Origin of the sequence: Paenibacillus tritici (assembly GCF_013204885.1) — a bacterium.
GTDB lineage: Bacteria > Bacillota > Bacilli > Paenibacillales > Paenibacillaceae > Paenibacillus_AQ > Paenibacillus_AQ tritici.
In genome coordinates, this window is record NZ_JABMKX010000015.1 from 35838 (window position 1) to 53077 (window position 17240).

Annotated in this window: 19 protein-coding genes; 5 read left to right on the plus strand and 14 right to left on the minus strand. The window is 51.7% G+C overall.

The features are described 5' to 3' along the window. Positions 1 to 80: 80 nt before the first annotated feature. On the minus strand, positions 81 to 668 hold the full coding sequence (locus HQN87_RS24200; RefSeq protein ID WP_173138718.1) for a TetR/AcrR family transcriptional regulator: 588 nt from the start codon (positions 666 to 668) through the stop codon (positions 81 to 83). Between the two features lie 115 nt (positions 669 to 783). On the opposite strand from HQN87_RS24200, the gene HQN87_RS24205 reads away from it, so the two are divergent. Then, positions 784 to 1329: a hypothetical protein gene (locus HQN87_RS24205; protein ID WP_173138553.1), complete on the plus strand. Its 546-nt coding sequence runs from the start codon at positions 784 to 786 to the stop codon at positions 1327 to 1329. Positions 1330 to 1350: 21 nt separating this feature from the next. Here the strand turns inward: HQN87_RS24205 and HQN87_RS24210 are convergent, their stop codons facing one another. Beyond that, positions 1351 to 1956: a DUF1349 domain-containing protein gene (locus HQN87_RS24210; RefSeq protein WP_173138556.1), complete on the minus strand. Its 606-nt coding sequence runs from the start codon at positions 1954 to 1956 to the stop codon at positions 1351 to 1353. Positions 1957 to 2159: 203 nt separating this feature from the next. On the opposite strand from HQN87_RS24210, the gene HQN87_RS24215 reads away from it, so the two are divergent. After that, complete coding sequence (locus HQN87_RS24215) at positions 2160 to 2372, plus strand: hypothetical protein (RefSeq protein ID WP_173138558.1); 213 nt, start codon at positions 2160 to 2162, stop codon at positions 2370 to 2372. Between the two features lie 77 nt (positions 2373 to 2449). On the opposite strand, the gene HQN87_RS24220 is transcribed toward HQN87_RS24215, so the two are convergent. From HQN87_RS24220 to HQN87_RS24265, 10 genes are all read right to left on the minus strand, one after another. After that, on the minus strand, positions 2450 to 3268 hold the full coding sequence (locus tag HQN87_RS24220; protein WP_173138560.1) for a serine/threonine protein kinase: 819 nt from the start codon (positions 3266 to 3268) through the stop codon (positions 2450 to 2452). A gap of 795 nt (positions 3269 to 4063) precedes the next feature. After that, the gene (locus tag HQN87_RS24225; protein ID WP_173138562.1) at positions 4064 to 4249 is read right to left on the minus strand and encodes a hypothetical protein; all 186 of its coding nucleotides are present in this window, start codon (positions 4247 to 4249) and stop codon (positions 4064 to 4066) included. Between the two features lie 15 nt (positions 4250 to 4264). Then, the gene (locus HQN87_RS24230) at positions 4265 to 4834 is read right to left on the minus strand and encodes a manganese catalase family protein (RefSeq protein WP_173138564.1); all 570 of its coding nucleotides are present in this window, start codon (positions 4832 to 4834) and stop codon (positions 4265 to 4267) included. Positions 4835 to 4886: 52 nt separating this feature from the next. Continuing rightward, positions 4887 to 5153, minus strand: a complete 267-nt coding sequence (locus HQN87_RS24235) for a spore coat protein CotJB (RefSeq protein WP_036721463.1) — start codon at positions 5151 to 5153, stop codon at positions 4887 to 4889. A gap of 3 nt (positions 5154 to 5156) precedes the next feature. After that, complete coding sequence (locus HQN87_RS24240; RefSeq protein WP_173138566.1) at positions 5157 to 5372, minus strand: spore coat associated protein CotJA; 216 nt, start codon at positions 5370 to 5372, stop codon at positions 5157 to 5159. 287 nt (positions 5373 to 5659) lie between these two features. Continuing rightward, positions 5660 to 7018, minus strand: a complete 1359-nt coding sequence (locus tag HQN87_RS24245; RefSeq protein WP_436836491.1) for a hemolysin family protein — start codon at positions 7016 to 7018, stop codon at positions 5660 to 5662. 18 nt (positions 7019 to 7036) lie between these two features. Continuing rightward, the gene (gene yfkAB, locus HQN87_RS24250) at positions 7037 to 8179 is read right to left on the minus strand and encodes a radical SAM/CxCxxxxC motif protein YfkAB (RefSeq protein WP_173138568.1); all 1143 of its coding nucleotides are present in this window, start codon (positions 8177 to 8179) and stop codon (positions 7037 to 7039) included. Positions 8180 to 8408: 229 nt separating this feature from the next. Next, the gene (locus tag HQN87_RS24255; protein ID WP_173138570.1) at positions 8409 to 9515 is read right to left on the minus strand and encodes an HD-GYP domain-containing protein; all 1107 of its coding nucleotides are present in this window, start codon (positions 9513 to 9515) and stop codon (positions 8409 to 8411) included. A 148-nt stretch (positions 9516 to 9663) separates the two neighbouring features. Next, a complete protein-coding gene (locus HQN87_RS24260; RefSeq protein ID WP_173138572.1) occupies positions 9664 to 10491 on the minus strand; it encodes an undecaprenyl-diphosphate phosphatase in 828 nt (275 codons plus the stop codon). Positions 10492 to 10567: 76 nt separating this feature from the next. Then, positions 10568 to 12007 (minus strand): bifunctional metallophosphatase/5'-nucleotidase, encoded by a 1440-nt coding sequence (locus HQN87_RS24265; protein ID WP_173138574.1) that lies wholly within the window; start codon positions 12005 to 12007, stop codon positions 10568 to 10570. A 152-nt stretch (positions 12008 to 12159) separates the two neighbouring features. On the opposite strand from HQN87_RS24265, the gene HQN87_RS24270 reads away from it, so the two are divergent. Both HQN87_RS24270 and HQN87_RS24275 read left to right on the plus strand, forming a co-directional pair. After that, positions 12160 to 12408, plus strand: a complete 249-nt coding sequence (locus HQN87_RS24270) for a MoaD/ThiS family protein (protein ID WP_173138576.1) — start codon at positions 12160 to 12162, stop codon at positions 12406 to 12408. A gap of 136 nt (positions 12409 to 12544) precedes the next feature. After that, on the plus strand, positions 12545 to 13585 hold the full coding sequence (locus HQN87_RS24275) for an HD-GYP domain-containing protein (RefSeq protein ID WP_173138578.1): 1041 nt from the start codon (positions 12545 to 12547) through the stop codon (positions 13583 to 13585). A gap of 106 nt (positions 13586 to 13691) precedes the next feature. Here the strand turns inward: HQN87_RS24275 and HQN87_RS24280 are convergent, their stop codons facing one another. Then, positions 13692 to 15554 carry a beta-glucoside-specific PTS transporter subunit IIABC gene (locus HQN87_RS24280; protein ID WP_173138580.1) on the minus strand — a complete coding sequence of 621 codons (1863 nt, stop codon included), beginning with the start codon at positions 15552 to 15554 and terminating at the stop codon, positions 13692 to 13694. 229 nt (positions 15555 to 15783) lie between these two features. Then, positions 15784 to 16629, minus strand: a complete 846-nt coding sequence (gene licT / locus HQN87_RS24285) for a BglG family transcription antiterminator LicT (protein ID WP_173138589.1) — start codon at positions 16627 to 16629, stop codon at positions 15784 to 15786. A gap of 302 nt (positions 16630 to 16931) precedes the next feature. On the opposite strand from licT, the gene HQN87_RS24290 reads away from it, so the two are divergent. Next, complete coding sequence (locus tag HQN87_RS24290; RefSeq protein WP_173138591.1) at positions 16932 to 17180, plus strand: DUF7667 family protein; 249 nt, start codon at positions 16932 to 16934, stop codon at positions 17178 to 17180. The last annotated feature ends 60 nt before the right edge of the window (positions 17181 to 17240 follow it).

A 17240-nucleotide genomic window follows, 5' to 3' on the forward strand; every position in this document is an offset into this window, starting at 1 on the left:
AACCACACCCTCGTTCAGGTGACGGTTTTGCCTCTTTGAATTGAAGTAGAGTCTTGAAATACAGCCTATGACCGGTTTCCTCAGCCGCAGCAGATAGACTCCAGATGCACATTCAGCACCCGGACCATCCGCTGTCTGTCCAGCCGTTCAGGCTCCAGCATAGCGTGCATGGCCAGCCCGTCCACCAGGGCATACAGCCGTTCCGCTTCATCCCCCTTGTCCAACCCCTGCTTGAGCAGCCCATGCTGATCCAGATAATCTATGAGCCGGACGATCAGAGGATAGATAGCATCGTCAAGCTCAGCACTCTTATCCCCGGCAGACCTCAGATGAAAAGTAAATGCGAACCATACCTCCATTTCAGCCATGCTGCCGTCATCCGTGGGGAGCAGCTCCAGCAGAACCTTGGCAACCTGTTCCCTAGGAGGAAGATCCGTATGTATGATCGCCAAGATCCGCGCAGTTACCCGCTCCTTCACCAGATTCATAGCAAATAACAGCAGTTCATGCTGAGTGGAGAAATAATGACGCAGCGCTCCCAGAGAGACCCCCGCCTCAGCAGCAATCTTACGCACCGTAGCCGCTTGGATTCCCTGCTGGATAATAACCCGCCAGGTGGCTTCGGCAATATTCGATTTACGTTCTAGATGATCTACGATTTTTGGCATATCCATATTGTAGCATAGCCCAAATATGAAACACAATTTAAATAATACAATTGTATTATTTAAATATCACTGCTATACTTCCATTAGTACCACCATCTAAGATAAGGGGTGTATTATGAATCTGGTAGCATGGGCGATTGTCACCTGTGAGGTATTATTCTGGGTAGTCATTCTTGCCGGCTTTACAGCACGTTATATTTTCAAGCGGCCCACCCTGGGGCTTATTTTCCTGGCACTGACTCCCGTACTCGACATCATTCTGTTAGTCATCTCCGGCGTTGACCTGGCTCATGGTGCTTCCGCGACGACAGCACATGCGCTTGCAGCCGTATATATCTCCATATCCATTGTCTTCGGCAAAAGCATGATCGCCTGGGCCGATGAACGCTTCCGCTACTATATTACCAAGCAAGGGACGAAGCCGGTCAAGCGTTACGGTATGGATCATGCCAAGCATTATCTCCAAGGCTTCGTCAAGCATCTGCTCTCTTTTGCGCTCGCCGCAGGGATTCTCTATGGACTCATTGTCTGGATAGACGACGCCTCCCGCACGGAAGCACTGTCAGGCATCCTTTCGGTATGGTCCGTTGTGGTCGGCATTGATCTGATCATCACCGTTACCTATTTCATCTGGCCCAGACAGGCCAAGAGCACAAGCTGATTCTGCTTGACCAGCCCGGTTCTATGAACCGGCTCTGATATTCTTAACCGTCCGGTGTTCGAGCGAGAGCTCCTTATAGACCCTAGCCCCGCCTTCGCCGGTAGGAGCTTGTGCCAACAACCCTACCTTAATCGTATCTTCCACCGGAAGGTTAAAGAACCGCATCATATCAAACCTTACGCCATCGGTAGAATAATGAAAAGCGAAGGCATTCCCGGACCTGGCCGCCTGCAGCCATACCTCATTCCCGTTGATATTACAGCCATTCGCATCATCCGAGGTCTGGTTCGTGACTACGCTGACCACAGCATGAGTATCGAAATCTGTCAGTTCAAAGCAGGCTTTGGCCCAGACCGACAGGTCCTGCATGACCATAATCGAAGAAGAATCGTAAGTATCCCGGAAGTCATGACTCACCTTCACCCGCAGCACGAAATCTCCCGACACCTCTGTATAGAAGAAGGGCGCATTCGTCAGATTCTCAGGTGTAAGCCCTTCTTCGGCTATAGCCCCGTTATTGCAGAAAAAGTCACTTTTAGCCGGTGCCTCCATAATGATCGAGTGATCCTCAAATCTGATGTTCCCCTCATTCATCCATTTGTACGCTGCGAAATCAGTCTTAATCATTTAATTGCCCTCCCATTATTGGATTATCCCTATGAAATGTAAACGCATCCCAATCCTATAGCAAAATGGCAATCGGGTTCAACCCCATATTTTGGCAGATGAATCTTTTTTGAAACTTGTAAGGTACGGTGGCCGTACTTAAGGGTAACTAACGTTTATAGCTGCGCTGCAATGGCTTATACCACCATCGAGGAGGAAACAAAATGTTCAAGAAAATTCTTGGCAAGGTCCTGCACTCCGTAGAGCAGTCCAAACATGGCGGGCACCGCAGGCATTCGAGCAGTCATAAAGGGAGGCCAGTATCCAGAAGGCATTCAAGCAGCAGCCACGGATACAAGCGCCACTCCTCATCAGACGCCCGCCGCGGAGGAACCGGACATAAATATTATAAGAACCGTTACGGCAGTTCAAGCTGAGGTTCGCTTAATTGCTTCATACACATGCACAAGGCGCCGTGTCACCGTTTGGTGAGGGCGCCTTTTTTTGACGGAGATCAAGACATTAGTTGCTCATACAGTTCTCCGGCCTCACGGACAAATGAAGCTGAGTCGGGATAGCACTCCTGCTCTCCAAGCAGCCGGGTCAGCAGCAGCAGCATTCCAGGCGACAATTCCAGCTCTTCCTGCCAGCTTCGCTCCGGCCCACCCCGCTCCGGCTGATAGCCGGAATACAGCATGAACAGCATCAATTGTCCCACATCGTACAGATCTGAGCCGATCACCGGCGGCCTGCGTTCCGGCCACGACTGCTTCCTTGGCTTCAGCCGCTCAAGCACGGTATCCGTCTCTCCAATCTTTTCTGCTAATCCGAAATCAATTAAGTACAGATCCTCCTTATGAAGAATTACATTAGGAATCCGCAGATCCAGATGAACATATCCGCGCGAATGCACATGGGTTACCATGTTCATCAATCTCAGCGCCATAGCCAGGCATTCCCGCTCACCATAGATCACATGCTCATCAAAGATCAGATCCTCCAGCGTCTGTCCTGTAATATAGTCCGTCACCAGCCAGTTCGAGCCTTTATAGTTGAAATAGTCACGGCACTTCGGAATATTAGGATGATCCATGGCCTGCAAAATCGCGCTCTCCTTGGCCAGCATTGTCCGGCCCAACGCCTGTTTGCTCGGTCTGGACTGCTTAAGCGCCAACAGAGCGCCATCTCTTGTATCATAGCAGCGGTAAGTAAGCCCGTAGCTGCCCTCTCCAAGCAGGAGGTCTATCTTGTATCGTCCGCCAATCACAGCCCCACCCGGTAAGGGATAATCCCGCCAGGCCCGGATGAATCCGCGCCACCGCTCCAACACCATAAGGTCCCCTCCATTCCCTGCTGCGCTTCAAATATTCGTGATGCTATTATCTCATAGATGAAGATATCTGGCACCGTGGGGTTACCGGAGGGGCTTAGGCGGCGATGGCATCGCCCTCCTCTGTCCTTGTGTTTAATATTTTCTGCCCCCTTCTTCTTCCCCTACTCCTGGCGGCAGCTGGCGAGGTGCACTTATGCTCTTCATTGGCTCATTTTGTCCGCGCTCGCTGAATTCAAGTGCACTAATGCTCTTCATTTCCAGGACAATACAAAATCACCCTGCGGGTGGATAATGTAAGAACCTCTGCGGTCCAGTCAACTCGTATGGCTACCTCCCTTATCCCTCTGCCCATTGCCGAGAATCCGGACCACGCATCTTCGCACCAGCACATTGTATTCGGTTTTTCCCCATACATTTGGCTCACACTTAATCGCACCCTCACATTGTATTCGGTTTTTCTGTGACAATACTTCTGGCACAACCTGCGATAAACGCACGGCCTACGCGGCGCTCCCAGTCCAATTGTGTTCGGTTTTCCGATTACATTCGGCCTACGTGGCGCTCACAGTCCAATTGTGTTCGGTTTTCCGATTACATTCGGCCTACGTGGCGCTCACAGTCCAATTGTGTTCGGTTTTTCGATTACATTTGGCCTACGCACCCTCGCACCCTCACATTGTATTCAGTTTTCCGCATACATTTTGCCCACGCTTCTTATCCACAACAGACGGATAATATAATTTCCTATACAATAAAAAAAGACCTTGGGTAATCCCATGGTCTACGCTAGATATTTTAAGTAGAAACTACTGCGCCGTCCTTCAAAAGGATAGCATCCGTTTCAGCGAGAAAGATAAACTGAAAACGCAGAATCTGGTGCTCTGGAATAACCATCTCCAAAGTGTCCTGCTCATCCCTTATCTCATCTAAATCCGTCATCAACCACAACAAAAGCAGCCTCACAGAAGGCTGCTTTGTCATGCAAATCGTATCCCCTCAGAATATCCGTTTCTTATCCTTCTCGTCAATCAGAATCTGCACCGATTCCTTGAACCGGATGGCATGAATAATCTCCCGCTCGCGCAGGAATTTCAGGCCGTCCTGCAGATCAACATCGTCCGTCATGTCGATCAGCCACTGGTATGTAGCCCTCGCCTTCTCCTCTGCGGCGATGTCCTCATACAGGTCGGCGATCGGATCACCCTTCGCTTGGATGTAGGACGCTGTCCAGGGTACACCGGCAGAGTTCTGGTAGAACAACGCATGATCCCGCTGCGCATAGTTCGGGCCCAGACCGGCGGCTTCCAGCTCCTGCACCGATGCGTCTTTGGTCAGCTTGTAGATCATCGTGGCGATCATTTCCAGGTGGGCGAATTCTTCGGTGGAAATATCTGTCAATACGCCGATGACCTTGTCCGGTATGGCATACCTCTGGTTCATGTAACGCAGTGCCGCTGCCAGCTCCCCGTCCGCACCGCCGTATTGCTCCATCAGGTACCGGGCCATCCGCACATCACATTTGCCGACACGCACCGGGTATTGCAGTTTTTTCTCATAGATCCACATTCGTGAACTTCCCCCTCCTCAGACTTATTTCATTCCCGGCTTCATTCATGTCTCAGACTTGCCAAGGCCAGGGACTCTCGCTCCACTGCCAGGGAGCTTTGGAGTAGGCGCGGCCGAAATTCTGCAAAGGTCCGTATAGCTCCTGGAACTGATTCGCCAGCTTCGTGCGTTCATACGTCAGCTGATTAAACTGCTCAATCGCCTTCACATCCTGGGGATGAGTATCCAGGTACAGGTTCAGCTCTACCAGTGCGAAATCGAGTACCTGCAGCTGCTCCAGCATCTCATAATAACGGGGCTCGCAAGGATTAGCTTCCATAACCTACCTCACTCCTTTGAACTTGGACTCATAAGGGCTGTACAGCGATGGCCATAAGGTCCCATGCTTCAGGGCTTCCGGCAGAGAGAACTGCGGGAGATTCGGGGGCTGAAACGTAATGAATTGATTCGGCGGCACAACATACGTCTTGAACGGCACCGGCGGACAAGGGTCAAACGGTCCCCTGTATGGTGTCCATACGCGTTCCTGGGAGTTCAATGATCATTCCTCCTCTTAAAGAGTTTTGACGGCATTCCTTCATAAATCCAGATCTCTTATCGTTACCTCGTAACTAACTTATGACAGCTCCAGGGTAGAAAAGAACAGCAAGAGAATAAAATCACTCTAGAGTGGAAACGGATTTGCCGTCCTTTTAGACGGTTATCGTGTGCAACCTATAACTTCTTATAATTCAACAAAAAAACAGGGCACACCAGCAGGCCGGTTGCATGGCCTCTGATGTACCCTGTTGATTTTGGCATTACGGATTCAGCGTTTCAATCCGTTTATTCTTTCCCGTCTTCCTCGGCCTCTGTCTCCTCTTCCGTCACCAGCGGAGTCTCGCGGTGGATATTAATCCGCGTGATCCGCAACCGGGTGGATTCCTCCACCTCGAAGGTGACGTCACCGACGACAATCTTTTTGCCTTTGGACGGATTGCCCTCCAGCTCCTTGAACAGCCAGCCGCCGATGGAATCTACCTCATCATCTTCGATTACGACGCCGGTCAGATCGTTGACGTCTTCAATCAGCATCCGGCCCTCCACGGAGATATACTCCCCGTTGTGCTCTACGCTAGGGCGTTCATCCTCGAATTCGTCATGCAGATCGCCGACGATCTCCTCCAGAATCTCTTCAGCGGTCAGAAGCCCCGCTGTTCCGCCGTACTCGTCTACGACCAGCGTCAGCTGGGCCTTGTTCTTCTGCATCAGCCGCAGCGCGTGGCTGATCTCCATGGATTCCGGCACATTCAGAATCGGCCGGACCAGGGAAGTCAGGTCATTCTGCTGCTCCTGCGGAGCGAACAGCAGATCAGTGATATGGATGAAGCCGATAATCCGGTCCTTATCCTCGAAGGCAACCGGATAACGTGAATGCTTCGTCTCCGTAATGATCCGCATATTCTCTTCCAGCGGGAGATTGCTGTACAGTACATCCATATCCGTTCGCGGAAGCATAACCTCGCGGGCCAGCAGGTCCGAGAATTCGAAGATGTTATCCATCAGCTTCATCTCATCCTGATCAATGACCCCGCTCTTCGCACTCTGATTCATCAGAATCCGGATCTCCTCTTCCGAATGGGCAGCCTCGGCTTCGCTGGCCGGCTCCACGCCGAACAGTCTTAGCAGAGCGTTGGCTGACGCATTCAATACCCAGATGAAGGGCAGAAACAGATTATAGAAGAACATCAGCGGTGCTGACAGCAGCAATGCGGAGCCTTCGGTTTTTTGGATAGCCAGAGACTTCGGTGCCAGTTCCCCCAGCACAATATGTAAGAAGGTAATAATCGAGAAGCCGATAACGACAGATACCGTAGAGATTAGAGTCTGATCTGTAACCCCCAGCTGGTACATCAGAGGTTCCACGAGCAGCTCAGAGATTGCCGGTTCCCCGACCCAGCCCAGTCCAAGGGAGGCGAGTGTAATCCCGAATTGCGTAGCCGACAGATACGAATCCAGCCGCTTGTTGACCTTCAGCGCATATCCGGCCATTTTGTTGCCTTCGCTGACCAGCTGGGTCAGACGAGACTGCCTGACCTTGACCAGCGAGAATTCCGCCGCAACGAAGATCCCATTCAATAATACGAGCACCAGAACGAGCAAAAGATTAAGCACTAATCTTCCTATGTCGAATTCCGTATGCACTATAATAACGCCCCATTTCTACAGAGTGATCGCTTTTCTTGATTTGAAATCAACCTCAGGATAGTACATATCGGCTACGAGCAGGTTAGGTCCGCAGCAGCCGGCGGCATCGCAGTGACAGTTCACCTTCTGATTGAGTGGATGCTTAGTCTGCCACTCGGTGAAAATGTCATCCAGCCTGGAGCTGCTGATATTGCCAAATGCTGAAATGTCCGCGAAGTCCGTTACAAAGACATCGCCTGTAAACAGATTCACATTCACCCGGTTTCTTCCGTCCGGGTCATTGCGCAGCGTCACATTCTTCTCGCTGCGCAATCTGCGCAGCAGCTGCTGGTCTTCCTCCAGGAAGCTGCAGGCGAAGAACGGCAGGGTGCCGAACAGCATCCACATCTCCGGGTCACGCGCATCCAGCAGAGAATGAATGGCCGCATTCATCTCCTTGAGGGACAATACAGGCAGCTTCGAGGCGAAGCTGGAAGCATACATCGGATGTACCTCATGCCTTCTTGCACCCATCTCTCCAATCAGCTTGTGAATCTCGGGGAGCTTGGTATGGGTACGGTAATTAATCATCGACTCCGCAGAGATCAGCATCCCGTCACTGCTGAGCCGGCGCGAATTCTCCAGCATCGTGTCGTACAGCCGGTAGGCGGCTTCCTTCGAGACCGGATGCCCGCTGTTCGCGAAGCCCACCTCATGGAAGTCATCCCCGTTCACATAATTGAAAGAGATATGCATGACATCCAGATAAGGAAGCAGCTGCTCATAACGGGAATACGGCATGGTCAGATTGGAATTGATCTGTGAACGGATGCCCCGCTCCCTGGCATATTTCAGCAGCGGTACGATGGTATTCTCCACTGTTCCGGCGCGGAACATCGGCTCTCCGCCTGTAATGCTGATGGTCTGCAGATGCTCTACCTCCTCCAGACGGTTCAGCATATGGGTCAGAGGCAGCAGCTCCCCCTCTTTCATAGTAAGGCTGTCACCGACAGCGCAGTGCTCACAGCGCATGTTGCACAGATTCGTGACCGTCATCTCTACACTGGTCAGTACATGCTGTCCGTACCGGCGGAGTGAAGTAATCGGATCCCATGGATCGTATTCCGGCGATAACTCTTTTACAGGTACTACAGATGATGATGGCTCTAATATACTCATTTCTTAATGCTCCTTTAATGCTTATTCCTTATTATTAACCCAAATCTAATGAAAAAGAACGATAACTTATGCTATATCATACCACGACTAATAAAAAACTGCGCATCCGGCCCTCTTCTCACGCGAAGCCTATATACATTCTTATCTTTTCAAAAAAACAGCCAGGCAGAGAATACAGCTCCGCAGTTTCTGCAGGATGCCTATATTCTCTCCTCGCTGCCCAGAACACCTATCCGGTACTTTTCACTACAGGCTCTCCGCCGTCCGTCACATCAACAATGACTACAGAGAGGGCTTTGCTGAGATCACGCTCATAGGGGGTAACCGTTTCGCCTTCCGGTCCGTTCAGCACCCGGACAACGGGTCTATGCGGCGTGCTTGGATCAATCTTGACCACAACACCGCTCTCGCCGGAGCTGAGCTTCACGGTAAGGCCCAGCGGGTAGATGGCCACCCGGTCTCTGAACAGCTCCAGCTGCTTCTGCTCATACAGTGTTCCGGAGCCTACATACAGCGCTTCTACTGCCTGATGGGGCAGCATGGCTTTTTTGTATATCCGGTTGGAGGTCATCGCATCATAGGAATCTGCGACCCCCAGCCACTTCGCATATTCATGGATCTGCGGGCCGGTCAGTCCGCGCGGGTAGCCGGAGCCGTCAATCCTTTCATGATGCTGCAGGGCACAGTGGGCCGCCAGCAGCGGAATATTCGGCTCCTCCTTGAGAATCCGGTATCCGATCTCGGTATGTGCCTGCATGTGGCGGAATTCCTCCTCGCTCAGCATGCCGGGCTTTTGTACAATTTTGACAGGAATCTGCGTCTTGCCGATATCATGCAGCAGCGCACCGAGTCCGATGACCCGAAGCTCTTCTTTGCTGTAGCCGTGGGCAATGCCAAGCACCAGAGTATACAGGCATACGTTCAGGGAATGGACATACAGGTAGTTGTCCGCCGTATGCATGTCAAGCAGCATGATCATCGGGTCCTCCTGCAGGGACATGTCGTCGAGGATGGAATCCATCACCTTGGAGAATTTCTTGTCGAGATGATAGAAGCCCTTGGTAATTCCAGAAGCGCCGGACATTTGCTGGAACTGGTTCCTGATGACCTTCAGCGCCTGGTTGCGCGTCTCATCCTGCAGCATTCCGGGAATCACAATATCCTCTGTGAGCGAATCTTCAATGTAGATATAGCCGATATCAATTTTGGCGAGCCGCCTGATCAAGGCATCGGTAAGCTCCACTCCGTCCGCAAGCAGAACCAGCCCTTCATCATTATATATTTTTTTACCCAGCTTCATTCCCGCCTGAAGCCGATTCATGGATACTAGACGCACCTTGGCTCACTCCTGCCTTTAACGGTAAAATTGCTACTCTGTTGTGGAATCCCTGGGTCAGACACGATGCCTATACCGTTACCATGATGAGCGACCGGGCAAGCATATGTAGACGCTGCGCGTTCCTCCCGGTGATGCCAAGCTGAGATCAACGCATAATAAACAGCCAGAAGACGGCTGCAAGGATGAACCGGTAGATGGCGAAATGCGTCGGTCTGATCTTCTGGATCATTCTCATGAACAGAACCACCACCACATAAGCCACGATGAAGGAAATAATGAAGCCGATGACAAAATACCCGATCGTCTCATTCGTGAAATTACGGTAGGAATCCAGCAGCTCATACCCCGAGGCCGCGCACATAATGGGAATCGCTATAAGGAAGGAGAAGTCCGCCGAAGCCTTGTAGCTTACCCCGCTCAGCATCCCCCCGGATATCGTCGAGCCGGAACGGGAGAACCCGGGCCAGAGTACCGAAATAATCTGATAGAGTCCGATTGCCAGCGCCTGCCCGTAGGACAGATCGTCCAAATCATGCGCCGTCACCCGGATCTTGCGTTTGTTCACCCACTCCGCAACAATCATCAGAACCCCGCCGGCCACCAGCGCCCAGAGCACCGTAGATGCGCCGAAGAGACCTTTGATGAAATCACGGGCGAAAAAAGCTACAGCGAGTGCAGGAACGATACCCAGCAGGACATGGATCAGGTTCAGGCGTGATGCCGGCATGACTCCGCCTCTGTCTCTGCGGCTGCGGCCGATGCCGAGCAGGTTCAGAATCCGCTGGCGGTAGACAATCGCAATGGCCAGAATCGCCCCCAGCTGGATCACGATCTCATACGTCTTCATGATAGCATCCTGCTCGTTGAAGCCCAGAAGCTTAGTGGTCAGAATCATATGACCCGTGGATGAAACCGGAATGAATTCGGTAATCCCTTCTACAATAGCGAGAATAATTGCTGTAATTGTATCCATATTACTCCTCCTGATCTAGTCAATGAAACCTGGCATAGCGATAATTACTAATGTTCATACAATGTTGTAGGTATGATCAGGTGGATCGTAGCTTCCAGCGGACCGCTTCAGACTCCTCCAGACTCCCCGGCCGCTGAAGCTCCATCCGCAGCAGATCACGCAGGAAATGAGGCAATAAATATACCGCCTCCCGGCCATTAGCTATACTCTCATAGCCCGTACGGAAAGTAAACATATCCAGCGTGCCGACGCTATACACCCTTGTGTCCTCCAGCCTCTCTCCGCCGGCAAAAACGGCAATATGGTTATCATAAGGCATGACCCTTGGATCGTACAAGATTTTTAATCCGTCAACGGCCAGGGTGCCCAGCACCTCTCCCCGGAAACCATAGCCGTAGATGACCTTATTACGGTACTCCGCCATGAGACTCTGCTCCAGCGCCGTGCGGATATCCTTGCCTGTAAGCTGAACAATACAGGGATTAATCGGAGAAGGGCATAACGCATGCAGCATGCCTGCCGTAATATTGCCCTCCGGCAGCGGTCCGAGCAGCTGGCCGGAATTGACAAGCGAGATCGGGCTGCCCGTGAACCGGCGGACTGCCTGTGCGAGCAGGTTGCCGAAGGGAGACTCTCCCTGGAGGTCCAGGGGAAGCATCCGGTCACTGATAGCAACGGTCTCCTGCAGTGCCTCACGGCCGCGCTGCAGATGGATAGCCGCTGCCGGAGCGATCCTCTCCTCAGGCTGTGCCGGATCGACTGCGGCACAGCCTCCTTCTGCCAGCCGGAACGATTCTCCCGGCTGTTCCCGCTCAAATACCAGCCGGCCGACGTACCGGCCGAATTTGCCGGCGCCGCATACGGCTGTGCCGTTAATCATAAGCGGCTGCTCCAGCAGATGGTGGGTGTGTGCACCCAGAATAGCATGCACACCTTCCAGGTTCTCTGCCAGCTTCTGGTCTGCGGGAAGCCCCAGATGGGACAGAATAATCAGGATATCCACCTGCGGTGACAGGAGCTGGCACTGCTCACGCAGCGCGGCTTCCGGGTCCAGCACATCCCAGCCCAGCAGGGAATAGAAGGAGGTGAACGCCGCTGTCGCTCCTGTCAGGCCAATCCTGATGCCGTCCTTCTCCAGGATGGCGTGGCGCTGCATCCAGTGCGGGGGCTCTCCCGTGGCCGACTCCAGGAAATTGCAGCATACCACAGGACACTGGATGCCTGTATACAGGGCTGAGAGCATCTCCCGGGAGAAGGTGAGGCCCTCGTTGTTGCCGATGGTTACCGCATCATATCCGGTCAGATTAATAATATCAATGTTTGCCTGTCCCATTGTGCCTTCTGTCTCTACGGCAGCACGGTCCATATGGTCGCCGATATCAAGCAGCAGCACAGGCTCCTCTCCTGCGGCAGCCTTCATGGCGTTGATCTCAGCCGCGACAGGGCTCATCATTTCGAAGTGGCTATGTATATCATTGGTATGAATAATCGTTAATCTTTGCGGCCCAGGCTTCATAATCTGGCTCCCCTCCCACTTGTACAGCCGTTTATAGTGTAAGCGGCAGGCTTGTGTTTCTTCTAGAGTTAGCATAACATTTTCAGGCTCATTATGGTATATTGTAATCATTATAAGCTGTCCGGACCTACGTCCTGAAAGGGTGAAAAATCATGCACATCTCCATTCGGCTGTTCGCCGGCCTGGCCGAAGTCATCGGCTCCTCCACTCTGATCTTCCATGCCCATGAGTCCCCTGTGACAGCCGGCAGGCTCAAGGAGCTCCTCTCGGCCTCCTATCCTGATGCAGCGCCACAGATCGGAGTCTCCCTGATCGCTGTTAACCATGAATACGCGCCTGATGACATGGATATTACTGAAGGCTCAGAAGTGGCGTTGATCCCGCCTGTATCCGGCGGTTAACCCGGCCTGCCCATCCCCCCGCTAATCTGCGCAGTTGCACAAGCCGCAAGTCATAATTCAGTACTCTTACACCATTGAATATTACATAATTTGTTGCTATGCTCAAAAAAATTGCTTTAGTAAGGTGGCCTATTCATTGAGAGTACACGTGATGGACCTTAAACCGGGTGATCATCTGCGGATGGATACCTTCAGCTCACGCGGGCTTCATGTATTACCTAAGGGATCACGGCTGCACATGGAGGAAATCGCCAAGCTCATCCAGCATGGTGTTGATTATGTAGATATCGAGTCCGTGCAGGAAGAGCCTGCCCCTTCCAGCCGGACCTCAATCATTCAGGCTGCAACCGGCAGCTTCGATATCATGATTGACGGTTTCGAGTCTCTATATATGGAAGCGCTCAGCAAAGGCAGCTTCAATCAGTCCGTGGTGGACGATATTCTTCAGCCGACATTATCCACGCTAGACAAACACAAGGATGTAGTGTCACTCCTTCTGCTGCTGGACCGGGAAGATAACTACACCTATAACCATTCCCTTCAGGTAGGCATGCTCTCGTATTACCTCGCCACATGGCTTGGCTATTCCAAGACAGAATGCTACGAGATCGGCCGTGCGGGATACTTGATTGATATCGGCAAATGCCGCATCTCCCCCGCTATCCTGAACAAGCCTGGCAAATTGACACCTGCAGAATACGATGAGATCAAATTACATACGGTATACGGATACGAGATCATTCAGAATTCCATGAACGACCCCTTTACAGCCTTGGTTGCCTTACAGCATCATGAACGGGAAGACGGCTCCGGATATCCCCGGCAGCTGACCAAGACAGATATTCACCCTTACGCCCAGATTGCAGCCGTTGCTGATATTTACAGCGCGATGACGACTCACCGGGTCTATCAGTCCAAGCAGGAGCTGATCTCCGTCCTGCGCGAGATCAACTCACTCAGCTTCGGCAAGCTGAACGGCAAACTGGTCCAGGCCTTCATTAATCATCTGATGCCCAACTTCATCGGCAAACGCGTCCTGCTGAGCACCGGAGATATGGGAGTCATCATTATGAACAACCCGCTGGATGTCTTTCGTCCGCTCGTACAGAGCGAAGGCAAATTCCTTGACCTGTCACGCGAACGAACCATTGCCGTCGTGGAGATCTATATGGAATAACCCGGCAAGACTTCTCTGCCCAGACAAAAGGGCTGTCCCGCTGAGCCAGCAATTGGCCAAGCTGAGGACAGCCCTTATTGGTGTGGAATATTACCTGCGTCAATGATTACCGGATTAATGTCAGCAGAAGCTCGCCGTTTGTTACATCTGTTCCTGTACTCTTAAGCACATCAAGGTATTGTGCCGAGTTAGTTACAATGACCGGAGTTGCGGTTACAAATCCGGCTGCACGGATGGCTTCCAGATCAAATTCAAGCAAGAGCTGGCCCTTTTCCACCTTATCGCCTTCCGTTACTTTTTTGTTGAAATGCTGACCTTTGAGCTTCACGGTATTAACGCCGACATGAATCAGCAGCTCAGCTCCGCTGTCCGAGGTGATGCCAATGGCATGTCCTGTAGGGAATACAGTGGTCACTGTTCCGTTCACAGGAGAGGTCAGCTTGCCGGAAGACGGCTCAATGACAATCCCTTTGCCCATGGCGCCGGAAGCAAAAGCTTCGTCAGGCAGGCTCTCCAGCGGCTGCAGCACTCCAGCCAGCGGGCTTACCACGATTTCTTTATCAATCAGCGTTGGGGTCGTGGTACCGGTAACTCCACCCTGGTTAACAGAAGCCGCCGGAGCTGCCTCAGGGTCATTGTATCCAAGAACTAATACCAGTACAGCAGACAGTACGAATGCTACAAGTATACCAATGACTACCCAGATGAATCCGGTGCCGAAATACGTCGGCAAAGCCAGCAGACCCGGCAGGGAGAAGGACAATGCTCTTGCGCCGCCTGTGGCAATAATCGCACCGCCGATCGCGCCGGAGATACAGGCGTAGATGAACGGCTTTTTGAGCTTCAGGGTCACCCCGTAAATCGTCGGTTCCGTAATGCCGAAGACCGCCGACAGTGTGGAGGAACCAGCAAGCGCCTTAAGCTGCGGGTTCTTCGATTTCAGGAATACGCCGAAGACTGCCCCGGCCTGCGACAGTACTGCCGCGCTGAGAATAGGCAGCATTGTATCCTGTCCCAGGGTAGCAATATTACTGAGCATGATCGGCACGAAGCCCCAGTGTACACCAAAGATAACGAATACCTGCCAGAACGCCCCGGCAATGGCTCCGGCCACAAGCGGACTGAGATTGTAGAGCCAGGTATAACCGGAAGCGAGTCCGTCACTGATCAGTGAACCTACAGGTCCGAAGGCCAGGAAGGTAAGCGGAATAACAATGAGCAGTGCGAACATGGGAACCAGAATGTTCCGGACCGACTCATGAATGAAGGAACGGAACCATTTTTCCACATAGGATTGTACCCATACCGCTAGAATAATCGGGATTACACTGGAGGAATAGTTGATGAGTATTATCTTGATCCCCAGGAAGTGCAGCGGGTCTGGTGAGCCTACCGCCGCAACGACTGCGGGGTAGATCAAAGCTCCGGCGATGGCAATGGACACGAATTGATTCGCCTTGAATTTACGCGCTGCTGTAACCGCCAGGAATACAGGCAGGAAGTAGAACACGCTGTCAGCCGCCGCATTGAGAATCAGGTAAGTACCACTGGTGGCGCTGATCCATTCAAGGGAGAGAATCAGGGCCAGCAAGCCCTTAAGAATCCCTGCCCCGGCCAGTGCTCCGAGAATCGGCGAGAAAATGCTAGAGATAATATCTACCGCTTTGCCTAGCACGCCGGTACTTTCCGAGCTCTCGTCACCACCGTTCTTCTCGGCATCCTGAAGCGAGGTTTCCTTCATAATCTGTTCAAACACCTGGCTGACATTATTGCCGATGACGACCTGGAACTGTCCGCTGTTTTCGACTACTGTAATGACGCCCGGCGTTTTCTCCAATGCTGCTTTATTGGCTTTGCTGTTATCCTTCAGCTTGAATCTTAAGCGTGTGGCACAATGGAAGACGGAATTCACATTCCCTTCTCCGCCAACGAGTGTAATGATTTGTTTGGATAAGTCTTTGTTACTCATGTGAGTTTGCTCCTTTTGAGAATCTGTATTATAAGCATCGCTGCAGAGGCGATTTGTGCCAGCAATGTTCTATCTTTCCCCTCTGCAAACAAGAAAAACCTGAACTCAAGGCAAAAGAAGGCGTCCGAACACGCTTTTTTGCCATCAGTTCAGGTTTTGCCTGCATTACCAGTTACACCCTGTCCGATGAAAATATGAAATTATAGAGGATGGTTGTTGATGTTACGCGTTACTCCAGACTATTGCGGTCCGTTACACGCTGGATGTGAATGGTCAGATAGACGTATTCATCCTTGCTTAAGCTCTGTCCATGGGTCTTCTCCAGATATTCATTGATCTTGCCCACGCATTCAAAAGCCTTGACATAGGTCTGCCTCACCTGGTTATACAGAAACTCCTCACCGCTGTTGTTCGTCTCCTTCTTCAGAATCCGCATGGAAAAATACTGCAGATGGGTCAGAAACCGCGAGTAATTCAGCGAATTCTCATCCAGTACCACCTTATAATGATAGGTAACGATGTTCAGAATATTCTGGACGATCTCCGTCATCTTGATGGTAGACCTTACCTCAGTGCCATCCATTCTGGCGTTGACCAGATGCAGGGCAATGAACCCGGCTTCATCTTCACCAAGCGCAAGACCCGTAGTCTCCTCAATCATCTTCAACGCATCCAGCCCGATCCCGAATTCCTTTTTGTAAAAACGTTTGATTTCAAACAGCATCGCATTCTTCAGCAGAATTCCCTTCTCGAAACGCTGCAGCGCGAAATGAATGTGATCCGTCAGCGTCAGATAGAGATTATCGCTTAGCTCCGTGCGCAGCACTTCATTGGCATAGGATACAATCCCGCTCGCCAGCTCCAGATGAACCACCGGAATATCATTCAGCAGCTCGGTCAGCCGGGCTGTGAATTCATTCTCGTTCAGCAGAAAAATCTTGTCCACCTTGGCAGGATCAACATAATCACCCGCAACCTTATTGAAGGAAATTCCTCTGCCCATCACAATAACTTCCTTGCCCTTCTGGTTCTTGGTCAGGAGCACATTATTGTTCAGCACCTTTTCGATAATCATCTCTATTTCACCCCCTGACGCATAGTTTGTACAAAAAAAGCCTAAGTTGATCCCAATATCATTCATAAAAATGATACTCGAATCAGCTTAGGCATTGCCCGCGTTACCGGTCACAATCCTGTATTACTGTTATTGTAGCATAAATAAAAGCGATTTCAAGAACTTTATTTATCCGCTGATCTGAATAATCAAATTATGCCTCCTTCCGGTTTGAATCCGCCCCTCCAGGGCCAGGCTAATAGCAGATACTGAGCGCATCAGCTCCGGTGCTATTCGCTCACAGCCTGATAAGGAGGAATGTTATGCTTGCGGTTCATCAGCGCCTGGCTGAACTGTACACTCTGAGTCTGAAGCGTCCGCTGGCTCCGGCGGAACAAGACGAGCTTCAGCACTGTCTGCATATCAACACTGTCTATTGCTGGGAGATGGCACGCCTCCATATGGAAGGCCTGCTGGCAGCTGATACACAAGACACCGCCTGGCAGCAGGAGATTAGCGCCCAACTGCTGGAGGTCCGGGTAAGCGGCAGGTCCGGCAAACGGCCGGGGTAACGCTTAAATATTCAAAAAAAGCAGCAGCCCATCCCTCCATTCGGGGACAGGCTGCTGCTT